Source organism: Caballeronia sp. KNU42, assembly GCF_053760385.1.
This window is the reverse complement of record NZ_CM132390.1, coordinates 1,065,831-1,085,335: the sequence shown is the minus strand read 5'-3', so window position 1 is coordinate 1,085,335 and position 19,505 is coordinate 1,065,831. Positions and strand designations below refer to the sequence as shown.

The following is a 19,505-nucleotide window of genomic DNA, read 5'->3' as shown; positions in this document are numbered from 1 at the left end:
GCCAACGTTCAACTCCGCTTATTGCAGCGCGCGTCGCCACCACGCCCGGCGCGGATCTCGTTTTGCCTATCTCGCTCGGGGCTGACTCGCCAACTTTCCGCGCCGTATCGCGCATCGATAAGCCGATAAATCAGCGCAGCACCAGTTCCCGCAGTTCTTCGATATTGAAAGGCTTCGCGAGAATGGTCACCCCGGTGTGACGCGCGCGCTCGAATTCGTCGGCATAACCGGTCATCAGCGCGATGCGCTGCGAGGGCCACGCGCCGCGCACTTTCTCGGCCAGGTCGATGCCGTTGAGCCGCCCAGGCATTTGTATATCCGACAACACCAGGTCGAAGCAGCTGCCTTCGCTGAGCAGGTCGAAGGCTTTGTCGGCGGTGAGTTCGTGACGCACGTCGCAGCCAAAGGTCGCGAGCACCGCCGCCACGCCTGCCGCCACTTCCTCGTTGTCTTCCACCAGCAAGATCGACCCCGGTTGAAGCTCCTCCGGCACGCCGTTGCCCGGTGACTGCGGGGTGTGGGCCGCTTCATCCGGCGCAGGCGCAGTCACCGGCGCAGCGGAAGGACCGTGGTATCGGGGCAGGTAAAGCCGCACGGTCGTGCCGCGCCCCGGCACACTGTCAAGGCGCGCGGTACCGTCCGCCTGCTCGCAGGCCGCCAGCACTTGCGCCAACCCCAGCCCCGTGCCCGAGCCGCTCAGCTTGGTCGTGAACAGCGGCTCGAATGCACGCCTCGCCGTTGTCTCGGGCATGCCCTCGCCGCTGTCGGTGAAGGCAATCAGCGCGTATTCACCGTCGGGCAAGGTGTTGTCGGCCGTCAGTCGAACGTTCTGGCTGCGGATGACAAAACGCCCGCCGCGAGGCATCGCATCGCGGGCATTCACGGCAATGTTGATGATCGCGAACTCGAGTTCGGTGGCGTCCGCGCGAACCTGCCACATGTCCGGTGACACTTGCACTTTCACCTGGACCTTCGCGCCGGCCGCCGTTTCGATCAGCCCGGCCGCTGCGGGCAGCCAGACAGCGAGGTCGATCGGCTCCTGCTTGAGCGGTTGCTTGCGCGCGACGCTGAGCAAGCGCCGCGCGAGCGCTTCGGCGCCGGCGGTGGCGCGCTCGACCGCCAGCACTTCCCGTTCGAGCCCGTTGAAATTCTTGCGCCGCGCGAGCTCCATATTCGCCGCCACCACCATGAGCAAGTTATTGAAGTCATGCGCCACGTTGGCGACCAGGTTGCCGAGCGCGCCCATGCGCCGCAACTGCCGGCTGGATGCCTCGGCCGAGAGCCGCATGGCGACTTCCGCCTGCCAGCGCTCCCATGCGAGCTGCTGCGCCCGCAACTGGCGCAGCGAAAACAGCACGAGCAGCCAGACCGCGACGCACGGGACCGCCGTCATCACGGCTATCAGCGTGTAGTGCTGCCGCCACTCGGCAAAGATCGCATCGGTCGGAATGGCGCTTGTCACGTAGAGCGGGTAGTCGCCCGCACGCCGGAACGCCACCACGCGCTCCACGCCGTCAATGCTCGAGCGGATCCGCACGCGGCCGAACAGCTCGTTGTTGCGCATGGCGCTGGTGAACGCCGGGTCGCGCACGTGAGTGATGCCGGGGCGGGTAGGCGGCTCGTGCACGAGAATGCCGCCGTCGCGCCGATACAAGCCGACACTCATGCCCGGTTCACCATTCGACAGATCGCGATAGAAGTCTGCGAAATAATCGCGTTTGAGCGCGATCGACACGACGCCCGCAAAACGGCCGTCATTCAGGCTGCGCCCAACGCTGGTCGTAAATACGTCGGCTTGCTGGACGCTGCCGAGGAGCGGCAGGGAAAAATAGGGATCCGGGCGGATGGAGCGCGCGGAGGTGAAGTCGTTGCGATTGGCGATCGAGACGGCCGGCACCGGGAAAAATCGGTTGCTGGCCAGCATGGCGCCGTTCACGCCAAAGATGGTGATGGCCGCCACCTGGTCGAACGATTCGCCGATGACGCTCAGGCGGTCATGGATGGCTTTCTGATTCGCGCTGATATGGGCGTCGTCGCTGTCGGCGAGCATTTCCACGATACGCGTCGCGATTTCGCGGTTGAGGTCGAGCACCTTGACGGCTTGTTCGTCGGCGACACGGGCCACACGGTCGGCGATATCGTCGGATTCGCTCATGCGGCGCTCGTAATCGTAATAACCGTAGCCGAGCAGGAACACGATCGGGAAAAGTATCGATGCCGCCAGCACGACCAACAGCATTCGCCGCGTCGCGGCGAAATTGCGCAACGGCAATGGCAAGTCGAGTGCGGAATCTGAAGAGTGCAAAGCGTCAGGGCTCCAACGTTGGGTTCGCTTGCGCCAGGGTGGGTTTGATATTGCGCTCAGGGCGGTTATGCCAGCCTCGGCTATGCCAGCCTCGGTTACGCCAGCCTGTTACCGCGGTTTTGTCATTGTCCCACTACCATTTGGCGATGCTGTGGCTCTTTGACCCGCATTTGCCCGACAGGTTGACTGCTTTCGCGCCACACAAAACAAAAAACCGGGCTTGCCGGCCCGGTTTTGTCATCTCGAAGTATCTCGGTTTTACCAGCCTTGCTGGTAATAACCTTGCTGCGGCGGCGGTGCGCACGGTACATAAGCACGGCGGTAATTGTCGAAGCAGTATCCCGGGGGCGGCCCAGGTTGCGCGTAGACCGGCTGTGCATAGACGGGTTGCGCATAGACCGGCTGATACACCGGCTGTGCATAGACAGGTTGTGCGTACACCGGCTGAGCCACCGCGGACCCCACCAATGCGCCGATCACCGCACCGCCCAGCAACGCGCCGACAACCGCGCCACCGTCTCCACCACCCCCGTGTGCGGACGCCTGACCCGAGATGGCAAGACTTCCGGCCAACACCAACACTGCAGCTACGCGTTTCATTTGAGTTCTCCAGATCCCGTGGTCGGGACTATGGAAGCGATCTTATGCGGGTATAGAAGAAATAACTGATGCAGTTGGTAACGGATCATTTCAGCGGATACATATTCATCGGCCGATTGGACGAACCAGGCCTGGGAAAGGCCCGATCATCCTTTACGCTTCGGTCGATGCCCGCCGGATGGCGCGTTCCACCGCGCCGGTCTCGCCGTGCGGCACGAAGATGTAGCCCTGTCCCCAGACCGTCTGGACATAGCGCGGATCGGATGGATCGGCTTCGAGCAAGCGCCTGAGCCGCCAGATGGACACATCGAGACTGCGGTCCCGGTAGGACCCCGCCTGACCGCGCAGCTTCTCGTTCAACTGTGCACGCGTGAGCACAACCATCTCGTTTTTCACGAAGATTTTCAGCGTCGCGAATTCGCCGGAACGCAACGGCACGCGTTCGCCGTTGTGACGCAGTTCGCGTGCGGCAAAATCGACTTCGTAGGGACCGAAGCGGTAAGGTGGCCGGTCCTCCGGCGCACCCGGCGCTGCCGCGTCGCGGCGCCGGAGAACGGTGCGGATGCGCGCGAGCAGTTCGCGCGGATCGAAGGGTTTGGCCAGGTAATCGTCGGCGCCGAGTTCGAGGCCGATCACGCGATCGATCACATCCGAGCGCGCTGTCAGGAAGATCACCGGGATGTCGTCGCCGGCTGCACGCAACTCGCGCAACGCACTGATGCCGTCCTGCTCGGGCATCATCACGTCGAGCACGACAATGGATGGCCGTTCGACGTCGAGACGTCGCTTAAGGCCTGTACCGTCGTGCAGCACCGAGACTGCAAGGCCGTTGCCTTGCAGATATTCGCGAACGAGGTCGCGCACTACGGGGTCGTCGTCGACGAGAAGGACATGATGGGTCATGCAGGTCATTTTAAGACGCGCAAGCGCCTTCTCGCGACACCGATTCCTTTCCGCTTCTTTCATCGAATTGCACGGCAAGGAAGCGTGCAATACGTCTGATCAAAGCGCTCACCCGCCCGGGTCAACGCGCACAGGCTTTTCGAGGCTTTCCGGCCGGTCATTTTTGCCGGATTTTTGGGTAAGAATCGGTAACCATCTTTGAGTAGATGAAAAACCGCACTTTTACGATGCCAGCTAAAATTTGTGCATGACTACTTCCGTATTGATCGTCGACGACGACCTGGCCGTGTGCGACCTGCTGAGCCGCTTCCTGAAAGCGCGCGGGCTCGACGTTTCCGTCCTTCACGATGGCACCGGCCTGCGGCGGCGGCTTGAATATGCACGCCCGTCCATCGTGGTGCTCGACATCATGATGCCGAACATGGACGGCATTGCCGCGCTTCGGCACGTGCGTGCCGCCGGTGATGACATCCCCGTGATCTTCGTCACCGCGCGCGACAGCGTGACGGACAAAGTGGAAGGGCTGGAGCTCGGCGCGGATGATTACCTGGCCAAGCCCTTCGATCCGCGCGAATTGCTCGCCCGCATCGACACCGTCTTGCGGCGACGCGCGCCAGCGTCCACAGGACGCCCGGAAGCCTGCGCGAGCGAACGTTTCGGCCGTTTCGAACTCGACTTCATCACGCGTGCGCTGGTGAGCGGCGACGAGCGCATTCCCTTGCGCGACAGCGAATTCGCGTTGCTCAAGGTGCTCGTACGGCATCCATACAAAGTCTTGTCCCGCGTGCTGATCCACGATCTCGTGCATCGCGACGACAGCACCTTCAGCGACCGCAGCCTCGACGTGCCAATCTGGCGGCTGCGCAGGATTATCGAGGAAGATCCGGCCAGTCCGCGCCATGTGCAGACGGTGCGCGGCCAGGGCTATGTGTTCATTCCCGATCCCGACGGTACACGGAACGTGAACACAGCGACGCAGCCGGCGCCCGCTACGCCTGATCGCGCGTCGACGGTATGAAAGTCCTCGGCACGGCACGAGATCACGGTTCGCGCGGCAGCCAACGCGCCCGCACCGGCTCGGGACGTGAAGGGTCGGATCCTACCGGGTTAGCTCGTGTCTGGAGTCGCAACCTGTCGGGGCACGGCAATCCGTTCAACTCGCTGTTCGGGCGCATGGCGCTCATTTCACTGGTCGTGCTGTTTGCCGTGCAGGCCTGCTGGTTCACGGTGCTCACCGTGCAGCGGCCGCATCACGACGCGGAAGGTTACGCGCGCGGATTGATGCTTGTACTGGCGGCCGCCAATGACGACGCGCGTCAAGGCGTGCGGCTCGCGCCTGCGTTGAGCGTGCAGCTGGTGTTGTCGTCGAACCTGCCTGAAGGCATCACGTTGCGCGAGCCCGACAACGGCCCGGTCGTGCATCTGTTGCGGGAGTTGAGGAACGTGCTGCCGCCGGGCACACGGCTCGCCGTCGATGGCCCCAGGCACGCGCAGCGTCTTTGGGTGCGTTATCCGAACAGTCCGAACTGGATCGTGACGCCGGTCGATCTGCCTCCCCCGCCACCTATCCTGATTGAATCGGTGGGTATGTTGATGGCGGCCGTGATCCTGTCGCTGGTCGCGGCGTGGCAACTGCAGCGGCCGTTGTCGCGCGTGGCGCAAGGCGCGCGTCAGTTCGGCGCGGGCGAGCGGCCGGTCCCGGTAGACGAGCGCGGTCCGCGTGAGCTGCGCGACCTGATCCGCGCGTTCAACCAGATGATGCGGCGGATCAACGACGCCGACGACGAGAAAGCCGTCATGCTTGCCGGCATCGCGCACGATCTGAAAGCGCCGCTTACACGCCTGAAGCTGCGTGCAAGCGTGCTGGTGCAAGACGACGCGGAGCGCGCGCATTTCATTCGCGACATCGACTCCCTGACGCGCATCGTGCAGCAGTTCCTGGAGTTCGCCGCGAACGTGCCGACGAGCGGACCGGCGATCAACGTGGACGATTTTCTCGCGGAGCAGTTCGCGCAGGACGAAGCGGAAGACGCCCCCCTGTTCCGCCTCGATCTGGGCGCCGGCAAGACATTCCACTTGCCGCGCACCTTGCTGGACCGGCTGGTGACCAATCTGGTCGATAACGCGCTGGAGCACGGCGCCCCGCCCGTCGACATCAGCACGGGCAAGCGCAATGGCGAGTGGTTCATCACGGTGCGCGATTACGGCGACGGGATTCCGCCCGAGCGTCTGGACGATGCCCGCAAGCCATTTGTCCGCCTCGACCCGGCGCGCGCGGGCGATGGTCATTGCGGACTGGGACTCGCCATCGTCGGGCGCCTCGCGCACGAACTCGGCGGCCGCTGCGATATCGGCAACGCGGCCGACGGCGGCCTGACCGTGCGGATCGTCATTCCGATGGAAGAACCCGTTCGCGCGGGCTGCAGCGCGGCTTCACACACCGCCGGAGTGCCCGAAGCCGTCATGGCTTCCTGAACACCGCCTGTTCGAGTTCATCGAAGTTGAATGGCTTCGGCAGCAATGTCGCGCCACTCAGGTCGTCGCCAAGCTCGGCGGCAATACCCGTCCCGTAACCCGATGCCAGCACCACATGCACACGCGGCTGCAAACGCTTCATTGCGCGGGCCAGGTCGAGGCCCGACATGCCGGGCATGCGAACATCGGTAAGCAGGACATCGAACAATTGCTGCGCGATCAGGTCGAGCGCGGCCTGCGCGCTGTCCACCGCCAGCACTTTCGCGTCGAGCAACTCCAGCAGCTCGCGCGTCGCTTCGCGGGTGTTCGCGTCGTCCTCCACAATCAGCACGCGTAGTGGCTGAGGCTCGGCCTGAGGCATCTCGGGCGCGTCCGGCGCATCCAGTGGATCGGGCGCCTCATAAACCCGCGTGCGAAACATCCAGCGCACCTTGCGGGCGAGCGCATCCCGCCGATACGGCTTGCTGATCAACGCCACGCCCAGATCGAGCCGGCCACCGTGCACAATCGCGTTTTCCGTGTAGCCCGACGTGAACAGCACTTCCAGCGCCGGCAGCATTTCCTTCGCGCGCCGAGCGAGCTCAACGCTGCGCATCGGTCCCGGCATCACGACGTCGCTGAACAGCAAATCGACGTGCACGCCGCTTTCGAGCACGCTCAGCGCGCTCTGGGCATCCACGGCTTTCAGCACTTGATATCCCAGCTGGGTCAGCATGTCCACGGCGGTTGCGCGCACGTCCGGATCGTCCTCCACCACCAGGATCGTTTCCGTGCCGCCCGTTACCGGATCGTTCGCAGCGTGCACGCTCACGGCCTCGTCTTCCATCGAGCGCGGCAGATAAAGCTTGACCGTCGTACCGTGGCCCGGCTCGCTATAGAGCTTGATATGGCCGCCGGTCTGCTTCATGAAGCCGTAGGCCATGCTCAAGCCCAGCCCGGTACCCCGGCCTTCGACCTTGGTCGTATAGAAGGGCTCGAAGGCGCGCGCCAGCGTCTCCGGCGTCATGCCGCAACCTGTGTCTGAGACGGCAACCATCACGTACTGGCCGCTCGCCAGATCGGCGTGATGGCGCGTGTACTCGTCGTCGAGCATCGCGTTGCCCGCCTCGATGGTCAGCCGGCCCGCGCCGTCCATCGCGTCACGCGCATTGATCGCCAGGTTCACGATCACGTTCTGCAAATGATTCGGATCGGCCAGCGTGTTCCACAAGCCGCCCGACACCACCGTTTCCAGTTCGATGGTTTCGCCGAGCAAGCGGCGCAGCATGTCGTCGGAACTGCGCAGCAGCCGCGATATATCGAGCGCCACCGGTTCAAGCGGTTGCCGGCGCGCGAACGCCAGCAATTGCGACGCGAGCTTCGCGCCGCGCTCGACCGCTTCGTGCGCGCTGGTAAGGCGCCGCGTCAGGGCCTGGTTGCCGTTCGATTCCTGCACCGCGAGTTGCAGGTTTCCGCCAATCACCTGCAGCACATTGTTGAAATCGTGGGCCACGCCGCCGGTCAGCTTGCCGACGGCTTCCATTTTCTGCGATTGCGCCAGCGCAGCCGCCGTTTCGCGCTGCTCCGCTTCAATCGCCCGCAATGCCGCCAGCGCGTCTTCGACGCGGCCCTCCAGCGTCTCCTGATGCAACTCCAGCGCCTCGCTCAGGCGCTTTTGCTCTTGCAGCGCGGCATCGAGCGAACGCACGCCAAGCACGCGCTCGGTGATATCGCGGGAAATCGATACAAACCATTCCACTGCGCCTGCCCCGTTCACCGGCGCCACCGAGACGTCCCAGTATTTCGGCGTCCCTTTCGCTGTCGGGCAGAGTGCTTCGAAGCGCGAAGGACGGCCATGCCGCGCGTTATCGATCGCGTCGACCAGCAGGTGCCGCGATTCTTGCGGCCATAGCGACGCCCAGGACTGGCCCTTGAACGGCGCGAAGTCATCGATTTCCATCAGGCAGATGCCGTTGGCATTCATGAATTCGAGCGTACCGTCGAGCCGCAGGATCTTGATGCAATCCGTGCTGCCGTTCAGCACGCTCAGGAAAAACCCGCCGGAATCGAGCGAAAAAGCGGGCCTTTCATCGGGCTGATGATCGGACCGACCATCAGTGGCGGGCGGGCTTTCCGGCTCGGCAACGGCCGGTATGGCGCCATGAAAACCGAACGGCTTGTCGGCTGGTGTCGCAGGGTCGGGTTGCTGGACCGGCGCCGGGATGCTGTACGCGCCCGTGTCGTCGAGACGTGCGATCACGGGATCGGGACTAGCTGAGTCGGTCATGAATCTGCACTGAAGAGAGAACGGCGAGGACAGCGCGAAGTATTTTTCAAGTCGATGCGCTGCAACGTGATCGGAAGTAGCAAGCAAGCATTGCGCCAGTCGGGGAACCTGCCCGCGCACGCCGCCGAGGCTCCTGGAGCGCCCGTGTCATGCCGCTATCGCCCCACGGCGTTCACACAACACGTGTAAAAAGCAACCCGGCGACACGTAGTTATTGCTTAGTTGGCCAATTCGGCCGAATTCCGGCCGAATTCCAGCCGAATTGCAGCCTGGCTCCGAGATGGTTTCAGCGTGATTCCAAAGACACGGGTAGAGTCGATTACCACGCGAAACCTGCTAGCCAGACAGTGCGTGAAGGGACGCGCATCCGGACGTATGGAGACACGTCCGCCGTAACAATACCCGTCCCTGGACAGGGAAATGGGGGGGCCGTGCGCGCTTCTTGCTCACCCAACGACTTCGCTCCCCGGTCCCTCGGCGCCTGTCACGCATCTCACGGCCGGGACGCCGATCGACCCATTCTCGTCAGATGTTTTTCTACGCGTAATTCTCGTCATGGATAACCCGCCGCGCGCGCTGCGCCGCGGCAACATGGAGACGTCTCATGCCCCAAGCCACGACGCAGGCCGTTCAGTCGACGCGCTTTTCCTCACCGTTTGCCGCCGCCGTTCACGAAGGCCTCACGCACGAGCCGCAGAAAGAATTGCCATCGATGTATTTGTATGACGAGGTTGGCTCCGCCTTGTTCGAAGTCATCACCGCGTTACCGGAATATGGTGTGACGCGCGCTGAGGAGCGTGTATTGAACGCCCATGCCGCCGATATCGTGGCCGCATTGCCGCGCAATGTGACCGTTGCCGAACTCGGCAGCGGAAGCGGCCGCAAGACGCGGCGAATTCTGGAGGCGCTGTGCAAGAAACGGCCGACCGAATACTGTCCGATCGAAATTTCGCCCACGGCGTTGCAATTGTGCCGGCGCGAGCTGGGCGACATTGAACGGATTTCGATCGTGGGCTACGAGCGTGATTATCTGGCCGGGCTGGCTGAAGTAAGCGCCAACCGGAAAGAGGGCGAAGTTCTGCTCGTGCTGTTTCTCGGCAGCACGATCGGCAATTTCGCGCGGCTGGCAGCTACGCGGTTCTTGAAGTCGATTCGCGGCATGCTCAAGCCGGGCGATTCGTTGTTGCTCGGGATGGATCTCCTCAAGCCGCTGGAAGTGCTGATTCCGGCGTACGACGATCCTATTGGCGTGACGGCTGCGTTTAACCTGAACCTGCTTGCGCGGATCAATCGCGAACTGGACGCGGACATTCCGCTGGACGCGTTCGAGCATCTTGCGCGCTTCAATCCCGATGCCCGCAGCGTGGAAATGCATTTGCGTGCGAAACGCCCGGTGAGGACGACCATTCGCGCGGCGGGATTGACCGTGGAATTCCGCCAGGGGGAGACGATCTGGACGGAGAGCAGCCACAAATATCTCGCTGACGAGGTGGGGCCGCTGGCTGCGGACGCGGGATTCGAATGCGCGACGCAATGGCTGGACGACGAATGGGGATTTGCCGAGAGTTTGCTGGTGGCAAAGTAACGCGGTTCGTTGCCAGTTGATCATGATGGATGTGACGCCCCGGGCTTGTTGAGGCCGGGGGATTTCGGGTTACGTTTTAACCTGATGGGCCGGACGCGACACGCCGAATGGCCCATGCTCCACATAAGACCGACTGGCGAAGAACGTCAACAAATTGAGACGCGTAAAAGTCATCGGCTTAATGCTCAGCATGACTTACCGATATGTTACCCTGAGACTCCCATCTTTCTGGCTTCACCGATACGACCGAATACCTCGTTCACGTCTTTGAAGAACAATCAATGGACGATGAACGCCACTTCGCAAGACCAATTTGTATTCCTAAGATTGACGTCAAGCCGCCCGAGCCACCGCAGCTGCAACGTCAATCTATCGTGCTGTCGTCCTGGTGGCCGCGTACCGGCAAGCCAGACGCGTTGTGGGCGATCGAACATCCACGCGGCGGCGCTGTTTTTTGCGAACTTCCAAGAATGGTGGCCCCGGGGCACACGTTTGAAAATGGACCGGTATATCTGCTTCTGGGTGAGCACTGGAGCCGCCATCGGGGATATGGAGCTGTGCATATCATCGAGGGACACTGGAAGGAGATCAAGCTGTCCGCAAAAGCGGTGTCCCCTGATAACGTTACGGCAGTATCGGCGTTTGTCGCGCGGGTACTGACTCGTCGCGCCAGGATTCATTGCGAGTTCGCCAGCATGCGCGGGAAACACAAGCCCATCGTGGTCAAAGGCGGAAACGGCAGTGTTGTGCTGGAGCCCATGGTCGACCGAAGTAGCCGCGAGTTCTACTACTCAGTCGTAACGGCTTTCAGAGATACAAATGCAAAGGGTCCCGAGATAGGGACCCTTTGATAGCTGGATAACGGCAGGCGGAACACCCCCTTAGCACAAGGTAGTCGGGGACTAGCGCAACTTTTTACTCTGCGCTACCACTGCCTCAGAATCCCGGATGATTCTGTGCCCAATTGAGTAGACCCGTACGATCCGGAGAAGCCTCCCAAAGGTTCTTGCAACCAGCTTTCGCAGTCTAGCGTCATGAGACGCCGGGGTCAAGATTCGAGGCCTCCGGTCACCGGAAAACGGTAACTTGTACTTGCTCAAGAAAGCACAACTCAGAAAATAAAAAGCCAAAACCCAACCAGGTTTCTCGTGAACGCCCGGCCCTCAGTGCTGCTCAAACCGCTCAAAGCGCTTCTCGATATACCGCTCCTCGCTGACCAGATCCGTGACCCGCGCATGCGGCGGTCCTCGGCGCAGCCATTCGAGCATCAAGTCGACCTGATTCGCGGGTCCCTGAATGATCGCTTCAACCGATCCGTCCTCCAGGTTGGCTACCCAGCCGCGGACACCCAGCGCATGCGCCCGGCGCACCGTTGCATGGCGGAATCCCACCCCTTGCACCAACCCCTTCACGTGCACGTAATACGTTTCTATTCGAATATCCAGGTCTGGACTCGGCATGTTCGCTTCTCCCGATTAGTGCTGATTCGTCACGCCGCCCTCTTTATGCCGAAGGCACATCCGGCAAACGCCAATAGGCGGCATTTTAGACAAGACCAGAAAAACCGGCAGCACCCATTGGATTGCTGCACTCATCCAGCAGGAAAAGAACGCACCGCTTCGCCTTCAGCCCAGCCGGAACGGCTGCGCCCCATCGGCCGTGTATCCACCCACTCGCCGCACCACGGCTTCGCGCGGCAACGTCACTTCGAATATCGTGCCGTTCTCCGCGTCGGAACGTACGTCCACTCGTCCACCATGCATTTGCGCAATCTCGCGCGTGATGTAGAGCCCAAGTCCAAGGCCGCCGGTTTCCTGCTGCGGCTGTCCCGACCGATACGGCGCAAAAATGGTCGGCAAGACATTGACGGGAATCTCGCCTGCGTTTTGAACGCTGATCAGGACATCGTCGGCAGCGTCGCCGTTCAGACGCACCTGAATGGTCGAGCCCTCTCGCCCATGCGTCAGCGCATTGCCGATCAGATTCGAAAACACCTGCGACAACAGATCCCCATCGCCCTGCAACAGCGTATCGCCATCGCGGAAAATGAAGATACGGCCCTGACCCACCCGCGCCTCGTATTCTTCGACAATATTCTTCGCCAGCGTCATCAACTCCACCGCCCGCGGCTGCAGCGTCACGCGCCCGCCGCGCAAGCGCGCGAGATTGAGCAACTGGTCGACCATGCGCACCATCCGCATGCCGCTGCTCTTGATGCGCGTGCCGATATTCGCCACGTTCTCGTCCGGCACGAACCGCGCAAGATATTCCGCCGATGCAATCACCGCCGACAACGGCGTGCGCAGATCGTGGCCGAGCACGGCCATCAGCATTTCGTTGGCATCGAGGAGTTGCTGGACCGTCGCCAGTTGCGTGGCGAGCTGCTGCTTCTGCTTCTCGATCTGGATGAAGACATCCACCTTCGAATTCAGGATCCGCGAGTCGTACGGCTTGTAGAGGAAATCCACCGCGCCCGCTTCATAACCGCGAAACGTGCGCCCGGTGTCCTGAGCGGTCGCGGTCAGGAAGATGATCGGCACATGCGCGGTGCGCGGGCTGCCGCGCATCAGCTCGGCCAGTTCGAAGCCGTCCATGCCGGGCATGTTGACATCGAGAATGGCGAGCGCGACTTCGTGCTTGAGCAGCAGTTCGAGCGCGGCCGGCCCCGATCCTGCCGCGAGCACCGAGATGTCCGGCCGCGCCAGCGACGCTTCCAGTGCAGTGATGTTGTTCTGCACATCGTCGACGATCAGGACGTAGATAGGCGGCTTCAGCGGTTGCCTGCCGGGTTGCCTGATGTGTTCCATTAGCGGAGTCCCATTAGCGTGTCAGATCCAAGTCAACCGGGTTGGCGGCGCGTGCCCGCCACCATGCGGGCCATGCGGGCGACCATGACGTCGAGCGTGAGAATGTCGTGCACGCCGCCGCGCGCGATGGCGCCAAGCGGCATGGCGCCGGCCACCGCGGTATGCGGGTCTTGCACCCAGCAGCGCCCGCCTGCCCGCGAGATTGCAACCAGGCCGCGCGCGCCATCGTCGTTGGCGCCGGACAGCACGATGCCGAGCAGCGTGTCGGCGAAACAGAGCGCCGCCGATTCAAACAGCACATCCACCGATGGCCGCGAAAACCGCACGGGCGGATCGACGGAAAGGGAGATTGTGCAGTCCGGCTCGACCAGCATGTGATACCCCGGCGGCGCAACATAGATCGTGCCGCCGGCGATCTCGTCCTTGTCGTCGGGCTCGACGACCGGCAAGCGGCAACGCGGGGCAAACAGCGCAGGCAGCAGGCTGGGCGGCTCGCTCCTGACATGCACGACCACAAGCACGGCAGGGCGGAAATCGGCCGGCAGCGCGGGCAAGACGTGGTTCAACGCTTCGACGCCCCCCGCCGACGCCCCGATCACGATGGCTTCGATTGCATCCAGGGAATCTGTCGATGGTGTCATCGCTAGACCTTCTGATACAAACGCTCGCGCGCATCGAAATCGGCGAAACTGCCTGCGTGTTTTGAAAACCGCAGGCTCTCCTTGCTGCCCAGCCCGAGGAAGCCGCGGCGCACCAGCGAATCGCTGAACAGACCCAGCGCGCGGTCCTGCAACGCGCGGTCGAAATAGATCAGCACGTTGCGGCACGACACGAGATGCGCTTCGAGAAACACGCTGTCGGTGGCAAGGCTGTGATCGGCGAACACAACGCGCGACTTGAGGGTCTGGGAGAATTTCGCCGCGCCGTAGGCCGCGTGGTAGTAGTCGGAGAGCGAGCGCTTGCCGCCCGCCGCCAGATAATTCTGGCTGAAGCTCGCCAGCCGATCCAGCGGGTAAATGCCGTTCTCGGCCTGGCGCAAGGCATCGGCGTTGATATCGGTGGCGTACAAAACCGTACGGTCCGCAATGTTCTCCTCGGCGAACAGGATGGCGAGCGACCACAATTCCTCGCCGCTGCTGCACCCCGCCACCCACACCTTGATGGACGGATACGTCTGCAGGATCGGCACGACCTGTTCCCGGATGGAGCGGAAATACGCCGGGTCGCGGAACATCTCGCTGACCTGCACCGTCAGGTACTGGAACAGGCGAGAGAACAGCGTGGCGTCGCGGAGAATGCGCTCCTGCAACTGCGACAGCGTCGCGAACCCCAGATCATGCAGCGCCTGCGTCAGGCGCCGCCGCAGCGAACTCACGGAGTAATGGCGGAAGTCATGCTGATACTTCAGGTAAACGGCTTCGAGCAGCAGCTTCAACTCGATGTCGAAGATCGCTTCTTCCGTGTTCTTCAGGGTTCGATGCGGCATGGCGGACCCGGCTAGCGTTGGCGCAGCCAGACGCGACACAGCGACACCAGCTTGTCGACGTCGATCGGCTTCGAAATGTAGTCGTCCGCCCCCGCTTCCAGGCACTTCTGGCGATCGCTCGCCATCGCTTTCGCGGTCAGCGCGATGATCGGCAGCCTCGCATGGTCGGGGTTCTTGCGAATCTCGGTCATGGCCGTGAACCCGTCCATTTCCGGCATCATGATGTCCATCAGCACGAGATCGATCTGCGGATGGCGGGCCAACGAATCCAGCGCCTCGCGGCCATTGCGCGCGATTTCCAGCTTCGCCCCCAGCGGCTCGATCACATGCGACAGCGCGAAGATATTGCGGACATCGTCTTCGGCCAGCAGGATCGTGCGGCCCTCGAATACGTCGTCGCGCTGGCGCGCCGCGCGCAGCATGCGCTGCTGCTCGGGCGGTAACGCGCTCTCCACGCTATGCAGGAACAACGTCACTTCATCGACCAAACGTTCCGGCGACTTCGCGCCCTTGATGATGATCGACCTGGAATAACGGCGCAGGCGCTGCTCCTCATCCGGCGATAACACGCGCCCCGTGTACACGATCACCGGCGGCGACGCATGCTCCTGCGACGTGGATACGCGTTCCAGCAAGTCGTAACCTGAGCCGTCCGGCAAGGCGAGGTCCATCACGATGCAGTCGAAGCTCGTGCGGTTTATCTGCTCCAGCGCGTCTGCAATCGTCCCTGCTTCCACGATCTCGACCGTCTCGCTTTTCAGCAACGCGTGGATGCTCTGGCGCAACACGGGATCGTCCTCGACCACCAGCACACGCCGCGTTCCTTGCGCCGAACGCGCTTCGAGCTGGCGGATGGCGCCGGCCAGCGTGTCGCGTGCGCTCGGTTTGAGGGTGTAGCCGATCGCGCCGAGATGCAGCGCGACATCGGCATGATCCGTCGACGAGACGATGTGAATCGGGATGTGCCGCGTGAGCGGATCGTGCTTGAGCCATTCGAGCACGGTCAGGCCCGACTGGTCGGGTAAGCCGACATCGAGGAGGATGCCGTTCGGTTGCAAAGTGCGGGCGAGTTCCACACCTTGTGTCGCGGTGGTCGCATGCACGAAGTCGAATTCGAGTTCATGCGCGAGGTCGTGCAGGATGTGCGCGAAACGCAAGTCGTCTTCAATCGCCAGGATCACGCGGTCCGGGCGCTTGCGGTTGGCGCGGTCGTCGGCAATGGGCTGCGGCGCCGGGAAGTTCGCATGCGGCGCGCGCCAGGCCGACGGTTCAAGAGCCGAAGGAGCCAACGCCATTGCCGCGAGATGCGCCGGCGCGTGGTTCTGCACCTCAGCGACGCTGGCGGCCTCCTCCGACACGGCGTGCCCCGGCTCGCTCATATGCCCGATCACGTCGAGCTTGGCGGTGACCGTACCTTCACGAACCGCCAGCGGCAGCGTGACCGAAAATACGCTGCCCTTGCCGGGTTCGCTCGCCACGCTCACTGAACCGCCGAGCAAGCGCGAAAATTCCCTCGATATCGACAGACCCAACCCGCTGCCGCCGTACTTGCGGCTGGTCGTGCCATCGGCTTGCTGGAACGCCTGGAAAATGAGGTCCTGTTTATCGCGCGCAATGCCGATGCCCGTATCGCGTACATCGAAACGCAACGCATTTTCGTTGTTGTCCGCCTTGTGCACGGAGACGGTCACCCGACCTTGCTCGGTGAACTTGAACGCGTTCGAAAGCAGGTTGCGCAAGACTTGCTGAAGCCGCTGGTTGTCGGTGACGAAATACGCCGGCACGCCCTGGGCGCGCTCGGTCAGGAACTTCAGGCGCTTCGAGTCCGCGATCGGCGCGAAGGAATGCTGCAACGACTGCAGCATCCCGTCGATGGCAACCGGCGCGAACTGCACGTCCATCTGCCCCGCTTCGACCTTCGACAAATCCAGGATGTCGTTGATGAGCGACAGCAGGTCACTGTTCGACGAATGAATGGTTGCGGCGTAACGCACCTGTTCATCGGAGAGATTGCCGTGCTTGTTGTCCTCCAGAAGCTTCGCGAGGATTAGCGAACTGTTCAGCGGCGTGCGCAACTCGTGCGACATGTTCGCGAGGAATTCGGACTTGTACTGGCTCGCGCGCTCAAGCGCCAGCGCGTTCGCTTCCAGTTCCTTTTGCGCGCGCACCAGTTCCGTTTTCTGCCGTTCGAGATGCTGCGTGTATTCCTCGAGATGCACGTTCGTCTGCTCAAGCTCGGCCTGTTGCGTTTCCAGCCGCGCCTGCGTTTCCATCAAGACCCGGCCGCGCTCCTCGAGCTCTTCATTCGATACCCGCAGCTCCTCTTGCTGCACCTGCAATTCCTCGCTCTGGCGCTGCGTTTGCTCCAGCAACTCGACCATCCGCAAACGATACTGCGCCGAGCGCAGCGCCATGCCCATTGCTTCGGCGGCGTTTTCGAGCAGCTCGCGGGTATCGTCCACCGCATTTTCATCGCCGATAAAACCCACTTCCAGCACGCCGGTCACTTCGCCGTCGGCCATCATGGGCGCGACCACGCAGTGGCTCGAAGGCGCCGATGCCAGCGCCGAGCCAACTTTCAGAAAATCCGAGCCCGCGCCCCGGACCTCGATCGCCCGTTTCTCGTCGAGCACTTGCCCGAGCAGCCCCTGGCCTCGCGTGATCCGCTGCGGTACGTCGCTGTCGGCAGGCAGCGCCCACGCCGCGATGCGTTCGAGCGTTTCGCCTTTACGGCTGTACAGCACGGCGACATGCGCGCCGACGTACGGCACAAGCGAGCGAAGGATGCCGTCGGCGACGGCCGCCGGGACGAGATCGCCGCGCATCTGCAAGCCGATCTGGACTTCGCCCTGCTTGAGCCACGCGCTGCGTTGCAGGTTCAGCCGCGTTTTGATATAGAGATGCCCCACGCCGGCCAGCACGAACATCACGATCACGCCGATCACGCGGTTGAGCTGCAGCACGAGCGGGGCGGTGAGCGCGTCGGCGTTCGAGAGGATATAACCCGTGAACATCAGCACGGAGGCCACGCCCGCGGTGATAAACGGCATGGTGGGCCGGTCGACCCACATGCAGAGCGCGACCGGCAGGATGTAGAACACCCAGATGGCCACACGCAGCGGCATGAGCCAGTCGACCGCAAAGACGATCAGGAGCAACATCGCGATCGCGAAGGTTAGCCACACGGATCGGTTTCGACTGTCTATAAACATTGGTTGAAGATTTTTCCTTGAATTTGGCTCTGACGGCCTAAAGCAGCATCGGACCATAGCACGAGCCGCCAGCCCTTGTCACATATGGGCTGGCGGCGAATCGAGACGCTTCGGAAGACGCGCAACTGTTACCTTTGCAAGACAAAAAGAGGCAAAAATGACTGACCCGTTAAGTGGGGACGCCCGTGGGCGCGTGCTCGTCACCGGCGCATCCGGTTTCGTCGGATCGGCTGTGGCGCGCATCGCGCGGGAACGCGGTTTTGACGTTCGCGTAGTCATACGCAAGACCAGTTCCCGGCAAAACCTCGAAGGTCTCGACGCCGAAGTCGTGATCGGCGACATGCGCGACGAGGCCTCCATGCGCGCTGCCATGAAGGGCGTGCGCTACCTGCTGCACGTGGCCGCCGACTACCGTATCTGGGCGCGTGATCCGGGCGAGATCGAGCGCGCGAACCTGGAAGGCACCGAGGCCACCATGCGCGCGGCGCTGGCCGAGGGCGTCGAGCGGATCGTGTACACGAGCAGCGTGGCGACGTTGAAGGTGAGTCCGGCGGGAGATGTCGTCGATGAAACGAAGCCTGCCCAGGCCCACCAGACCATTGGCGCGTACAAACGCAGCAAGGTGCTGGCGGAGCGCGCGGTCGAGCGCATGGTCGCCAATGACGGCTTGCCGGCGGTGATCGTGAACCCGTCCACGCCGATCGGTCCACGCGACGTCAAGCCGACGCCGACCGGGCGGATCATCGTGGAAGCGGCCACAGGCAAGATCCCCGCTTTCGTCGATACCGGCCTGAACCTCGTGCACGTGGACGACGTCGCGAACGGCCACTTTCTCGCGCTGGAGCGCGGTGTGATCGGCGAGCGATATATTCTCGGCGGCGAAAACCTGTCGCTGCAGCAGATGCTGGCGGACATTGCAGGATTGGCCGGACGCAAGCCGCCGACCATCAAGCTGCCGCGCGGCCCGCTGTATCCGCTTGCCATCGGCGCGGAGCTTTACGCGAAGTTCAGCGGCAAGGAGCCGTTTGTGACCGTCGATGGCTTGCGGATGTCGAAGAACAAGATGTACTTCACGTCGGCGAAAGCGGAACGGGAACTGGGGTACAAGGCGCGGCCCTATGGCGAGGGCCTGAGCCACGCGCTGGACTGGTTTCGGGCGAACGGCTACCTGAAGCGATGACTCGTGCCGCGCGATGCCTGTTGTTTTGATGGCATTTTTAACGGCCTACACGCATTTTGTTACAACGTGTGGCGACGTTGCACGGTACGCAGCAGTTAAAATCGCAGGTTCGATGCAAGGCTAGCAAGGCAAACAACGCATGAACTTAACTGACCAGCTCGGCGCGCTGGAATCAAGCCTCGATGAGCTGATTTCCGCCGCCGCTTCTATTCCAGTTTCTCCCGAATCTTCCACTGACTCTGTCGCTGACGCGGGTGTTGAACCGGCGACGGCTTCTGGGTCGATCGCGGCCGTTGTTGAAGAAAAACCGCCCGTGGCCGAAGAAAAGCCCACGCTGAACGTCTCGCGCCCGGAGAAGAACCTGATCGCGATGACCATTGGCGGAGTGTCGGTGGCGTTGAGCCCCGAAGGGGTATCGGAGTTGATCGAGGAGTTATCGAACGCGCGCGCTTCGATGGACGTCGAACAGCCGGGCGGCCTGCCGCCCAACTGGCGCTTTGTCGCGACGAAAAACCCGGTCATGGCCACGCAACGTTATTCGAACGGCGATCGTTTGCTGGTGCTGCGTCATACCGGACACGGCTGGGTGCCGTTCTCTTTTTCGCCCGACATGGTGATCGAGATGTACGCCATGCTGACGAAGCGGTGAGTTGAATCGCATGGGCATGAAACGCCCATGCGACTCG

At 62.5% G+C, this 19,505-nt stretch carries 15 protein-coding genes; 6 read left to right on the top strand and 9 right to left on the bottom strand.

What is annotated here, in order from left to right:
* Window positions 1-130 precede the first annotated feature (130 nt).
* The 3 genes from ACSOSP_RS36035 to ACSOSP_RS36025 all read right to left on the bottom strand — a co-directional run bounded on the left by ACSOSP_RS36035 (window position 131) and on the right by ACSOSP_RS36025 (window position 3,808).
* Entirely contained in the window at window positions 131-2,239 is a 2,109-nt protein-coding gene (locus ACSOSP_RS36035) for an ATP-binding protein (RefSeq protein ID WP_455315435.1), read from the bottom strand.
* Between the two features lie 324 nt (window positions 2,240-2,563).
* Window positions 2,564-2,905 carry a hypothetical protein gene (locus ACSOSP_RS36030; protein WP_455313802.1) on the bottom strand — a complete coding sequence of 114 codons (342 nt, stop codon included), beginning with the start codon at window positions 2,903-2,905 and terminating at the stop codon, window positions 2,564-2,566.
* A gap of 153 nt (window positions 2,906-3,058) precedes the next feature.
* Window positions 3,059-3,808, bottom strand: coding sequence for a response regulator (locus ACSOSP_RS36025; RefSeq protein WP_158939746.1), 750 nt, complete (start codon window positions 3,806-3,808; stop codon window positions 3,059-3,061).
* A gap of 247 nt (window positions 3,809-4,055) precedes the next feature.
* On the opposite strand from ACSOSP_RS36025, the gene ACSOSP_RS36020 reads away from it, so the two are divergent.
* Complete coding sequence (locus ACSOSP_RS36020) at window positions 4,056-4,826, top strand: response regulator (protein WP_455313801.1); 771 nt, start codon at window positions 4,056-4,058, stop codon at window positions 4,824-4,826.
* 155 nt (window positions 4,827-4,981) lie between these two features.
* Complete coding sequence (locus ACSOSP_RS36015) at window positions 4,982-6,283, top strand: ATP-binding protein (RefSeq protein ID WP_455315434.1); 1,302 nt, start codon at window positions 4,982-4,984, stop codon at window positions 6,281-6,283.
* Here ACSOSP_RS36015 and ACSOSP_RS36010 read toward each other — a convergent pair.
* Window positions 6,270-8,549 (bottom strand): response regulator, encoded by a 2,280-nt coding sequence (locus ACSOSP_RS36010; RefSeq protein ID WP_455313800.1) that lies wholly within the window; start codon window positions 8,547-8,549, stop codon window positions 6,270-6,272. The two genes, ACSOSP_RS36015 and ACSOSP_RS36010, sit on opposite strands and share 14 nt — an antisense overlap.
* A 604-nt stretch (window positions 8,550-9,153) precedes the next feature.
* Between ACSOSP_RS36010 and egtD the strand changes: the two genes are divergently transcribed.
* Window positions 9,154-10,134, top strand: coding sequence for an L-histidine N(alpha)-methyltransferase (egtD, locus tag ACSOSP_RS36005; protein ID WP_455313799.1), 981 nt, complete (start codon window positions 9,154-9,156; stop codon window positions 10,132-10,134).
* A gap of 281 nt (window positions 10,135-10,415) precedes the next feature.
* Window positions 10,416-10,985 carry a hypothetical protein gene (locus ACSOSP_RS36000; protein WP_455313798.1) on the top strand — a complete coding sequence of 190 codons (570 nt, stop codon included), beginning with the start codon at window positions 10,416-10,418 and terminating at the stop codon, window positions 10,983-10,985.
* Between the two features lie 312 nt (window positions 10,986-11,297).
* On the opposite strand, the gene ACSOSP_RS35995 is transcribed toward ACSOSP_RS36000, so the two are convergent.
* The 5 genes from ACSOSP_RS35995 to ACSOSP_RS35975 all read right to left on the bottom strand — a co-directional run bounded on the left by ACSOSP_RS35995 (window position 11,298) and on the right by ACSOSP_RS35975 (window position 17,588).
* Entirely contained in the window at window positions 11,298-11,594 is a 297-nt protein-coding gene (locus ACSOSP_RS35995; RefSeq protein ID WP_455313797.1) for an acylphosphatase, read from the bottom strand.
* A 165-nt stretch (window positions 11,595-11,759) separates the two neighbouring features.
* Window positions 11,760-12,908 carry a hybrid sensor histidine kinase/response regulator gene (locus tag ACSOSP_RS35990; protein ID WP_455315433.1) on the bottom strand — a complete coding sequence of 383 codons (1,149 nt, stop codon included), beginning with the start codon at window positions 12,906-12,908 and terminating at the stop codon, window positions 11,760-11,762.
* Between the two features lie 65 nt (window positions 12,909-12,973).
* Window positions 12,974-13,582, bottom strand: coding sequence for a chemotaxis protein CheB (locus tag ACSOSP_RS35985; RefSeq protein WP_455313796.1), 609 nt, complete (start codon window positions 13,580-13,582; stop codon window positions 12,974-12,976).
* A gap of 2 nt (window positions 13,583-13,584) precedes the next feature.
* The gene (locus ACSOSP_RS35980) at window positions 13,585-14,427 is read right to left on the bottom strand and encodes a CheR family methyltransferase (protein ID WP_455313795.1); all 843 of its coding nucleotides are present in this window, start codon (window positions 14,425-14,427) and stop codon (window positions 13,585-13,587) included.
* Between the two features lie 11 nt (window positions 14,428-14,438).
* Window positions 14,439-17,588: a response regulator gene (locus ACSOSP_RS35975; protein ID WP_455315432.1), complete on the bottom strand. Its 3,150-nt coding sequence runs from the start codon at window positions 17,586-17,588 to the stop codon at window positions 14,439-14,441.
* A 208-nt stretch (window positions 17,589-17,796) separates the two neighbouring features.
* Between ACSOSP_RS35975 and hpnA the strand changes: the two genes are divergently transcribed.
* A complete protein-coding gene (hpnA, locus tag ACSOSP_RS35970; protein WP_455313794.1) occupies window positions 17,797-18,819 on the top strand; it encodes a hopanoid-associated sugar epimerase in 1,023 nt (340 codons plus the stop codon).
* Between the two features lie 139 nt (window positions 18,820-18,958).
* Window positions 18,959-19,468 carry a hypothetical protein gene (locus tag ACSOSP_RS35965; RefSeq protein ID WP_455313793.1) on the top strand — a complete coding sequence of 170 codons (510 nt, stop codon included), beginning with the start codon at window positions 18,959-18,961 and terminating at the stop codon, window positions 19,466-19,468.
* Window positions 19,469-19,505 lie beyond the last annotated feature (37 nt).

What these genes read in the sequence shown, in the direction of transcription:
- ACSOSP_RS36030 (WP_455313802.1), bottom strand. Translation starts at nt 2,905, where the DNA reads ATGAAACGCGTAGCTGCAGTGTTGGTGTTGGCCGGAAGTCTTGCCATC.
- hpnA (WP_455313794.1), top strand. Translation starts at nt 17,797, where the DNA reads ATGACTGACCCGTTAAGTGGGGACGCCCGTGGGCGCGTGCTCGTCACC.
- egtD (WP_455313799.1), top strand. Translation starts at nt 9,154, where the DNA reads ATGCCCCAAGCCACGACGCAGGCCGTTCAGTCGACGCGCTTTTCCTCA.
- ACSOSP_RS35975 (WP_455315432.1), bottom strand. Translation starts at nt 17,588, where the DNA reads ATGTTGCTCCTGATCGTCTTTGCGGTCGACTGGCTCATGCCGCTGCGT.
- ACSOSP_RS35965 (WP_455313793.1), top strand. Translation starts at nt 18,959, where the DNA reads ATGAACTTAACTGACCAGCTCGGCGCGCTGGAATCAAGCCTCGATGAG.
- ACSOSP_RS35980 (WP_455313795.1), bottom strand. Translation starts at nt 14,427, where the DNA reads ATGCCGCATCGAACCCTGAAGAACACGGAAGAAGCGATCTTCGACATC.
- ACSOSP_RS36015 (WP_455315434.1), top strand. Translation starts at nt 4,982, where the DNA reads ATGGCGCTCATTTCACTGGTCGTGCTGTTTGCCGTGCAGGCCTGCTGG.
- ACSOSP_RS36000 (WP_455313798.1), top strand. Translation starts at nt 10,416, where the DNA reads ATGGACGATGAACGCCACTTCGCAAGACCAATTTGTATTCCTAAGATT.
- ACSOSP_RS35985 (WP_455313796.1), bottom strand. Translation starts at nt 13,582, where the DNA reads ATGACACCATCGACAGATTCCCTGGATGCAATCGAAGCCATCGTGATC.
- ACSOSP_RS36010 (WP_455313800.1), bottom strand. Translation starts at nt 8,549, where the DNA reads ATGACCGACTCAGCTAGTCCCGATCCCGTGATCGCACGTCTCGACGAC.
- ACSOSP_RS36035 (WP_455315435.1), bottom strand. Translation starts at nt 2,239, where the DNA reads ATGCTGTTGGTCGTGCTGGCGGCATCGATACTTTTCCCGATCGTGTTC.
- ACSOSP_RS36020 (WP_455313801.1), top strand. Translation starts at nt 4,056, where the DNA reads ATGACTACTTCCGTATTGATCGTCGACGACGACCTGGCCGTGTGCGAC.
- ACSOSP_RS35995 (WP_455313797.1), bottom strand. Translation starts at nt 11,594, where the DNA reads ATGCCGAGTCCAGACCTGGATATTCGAATAGAAACGTATTACGTGCAC.
- ACSOSP_RS36025 (WP_158939746.1), bottom strand. Translation starts at nt 3,808, where the DNA reads ATGACCCATCATGTCCTTCTCGTCGACGACGACCCCGTAGTGCGCGAC.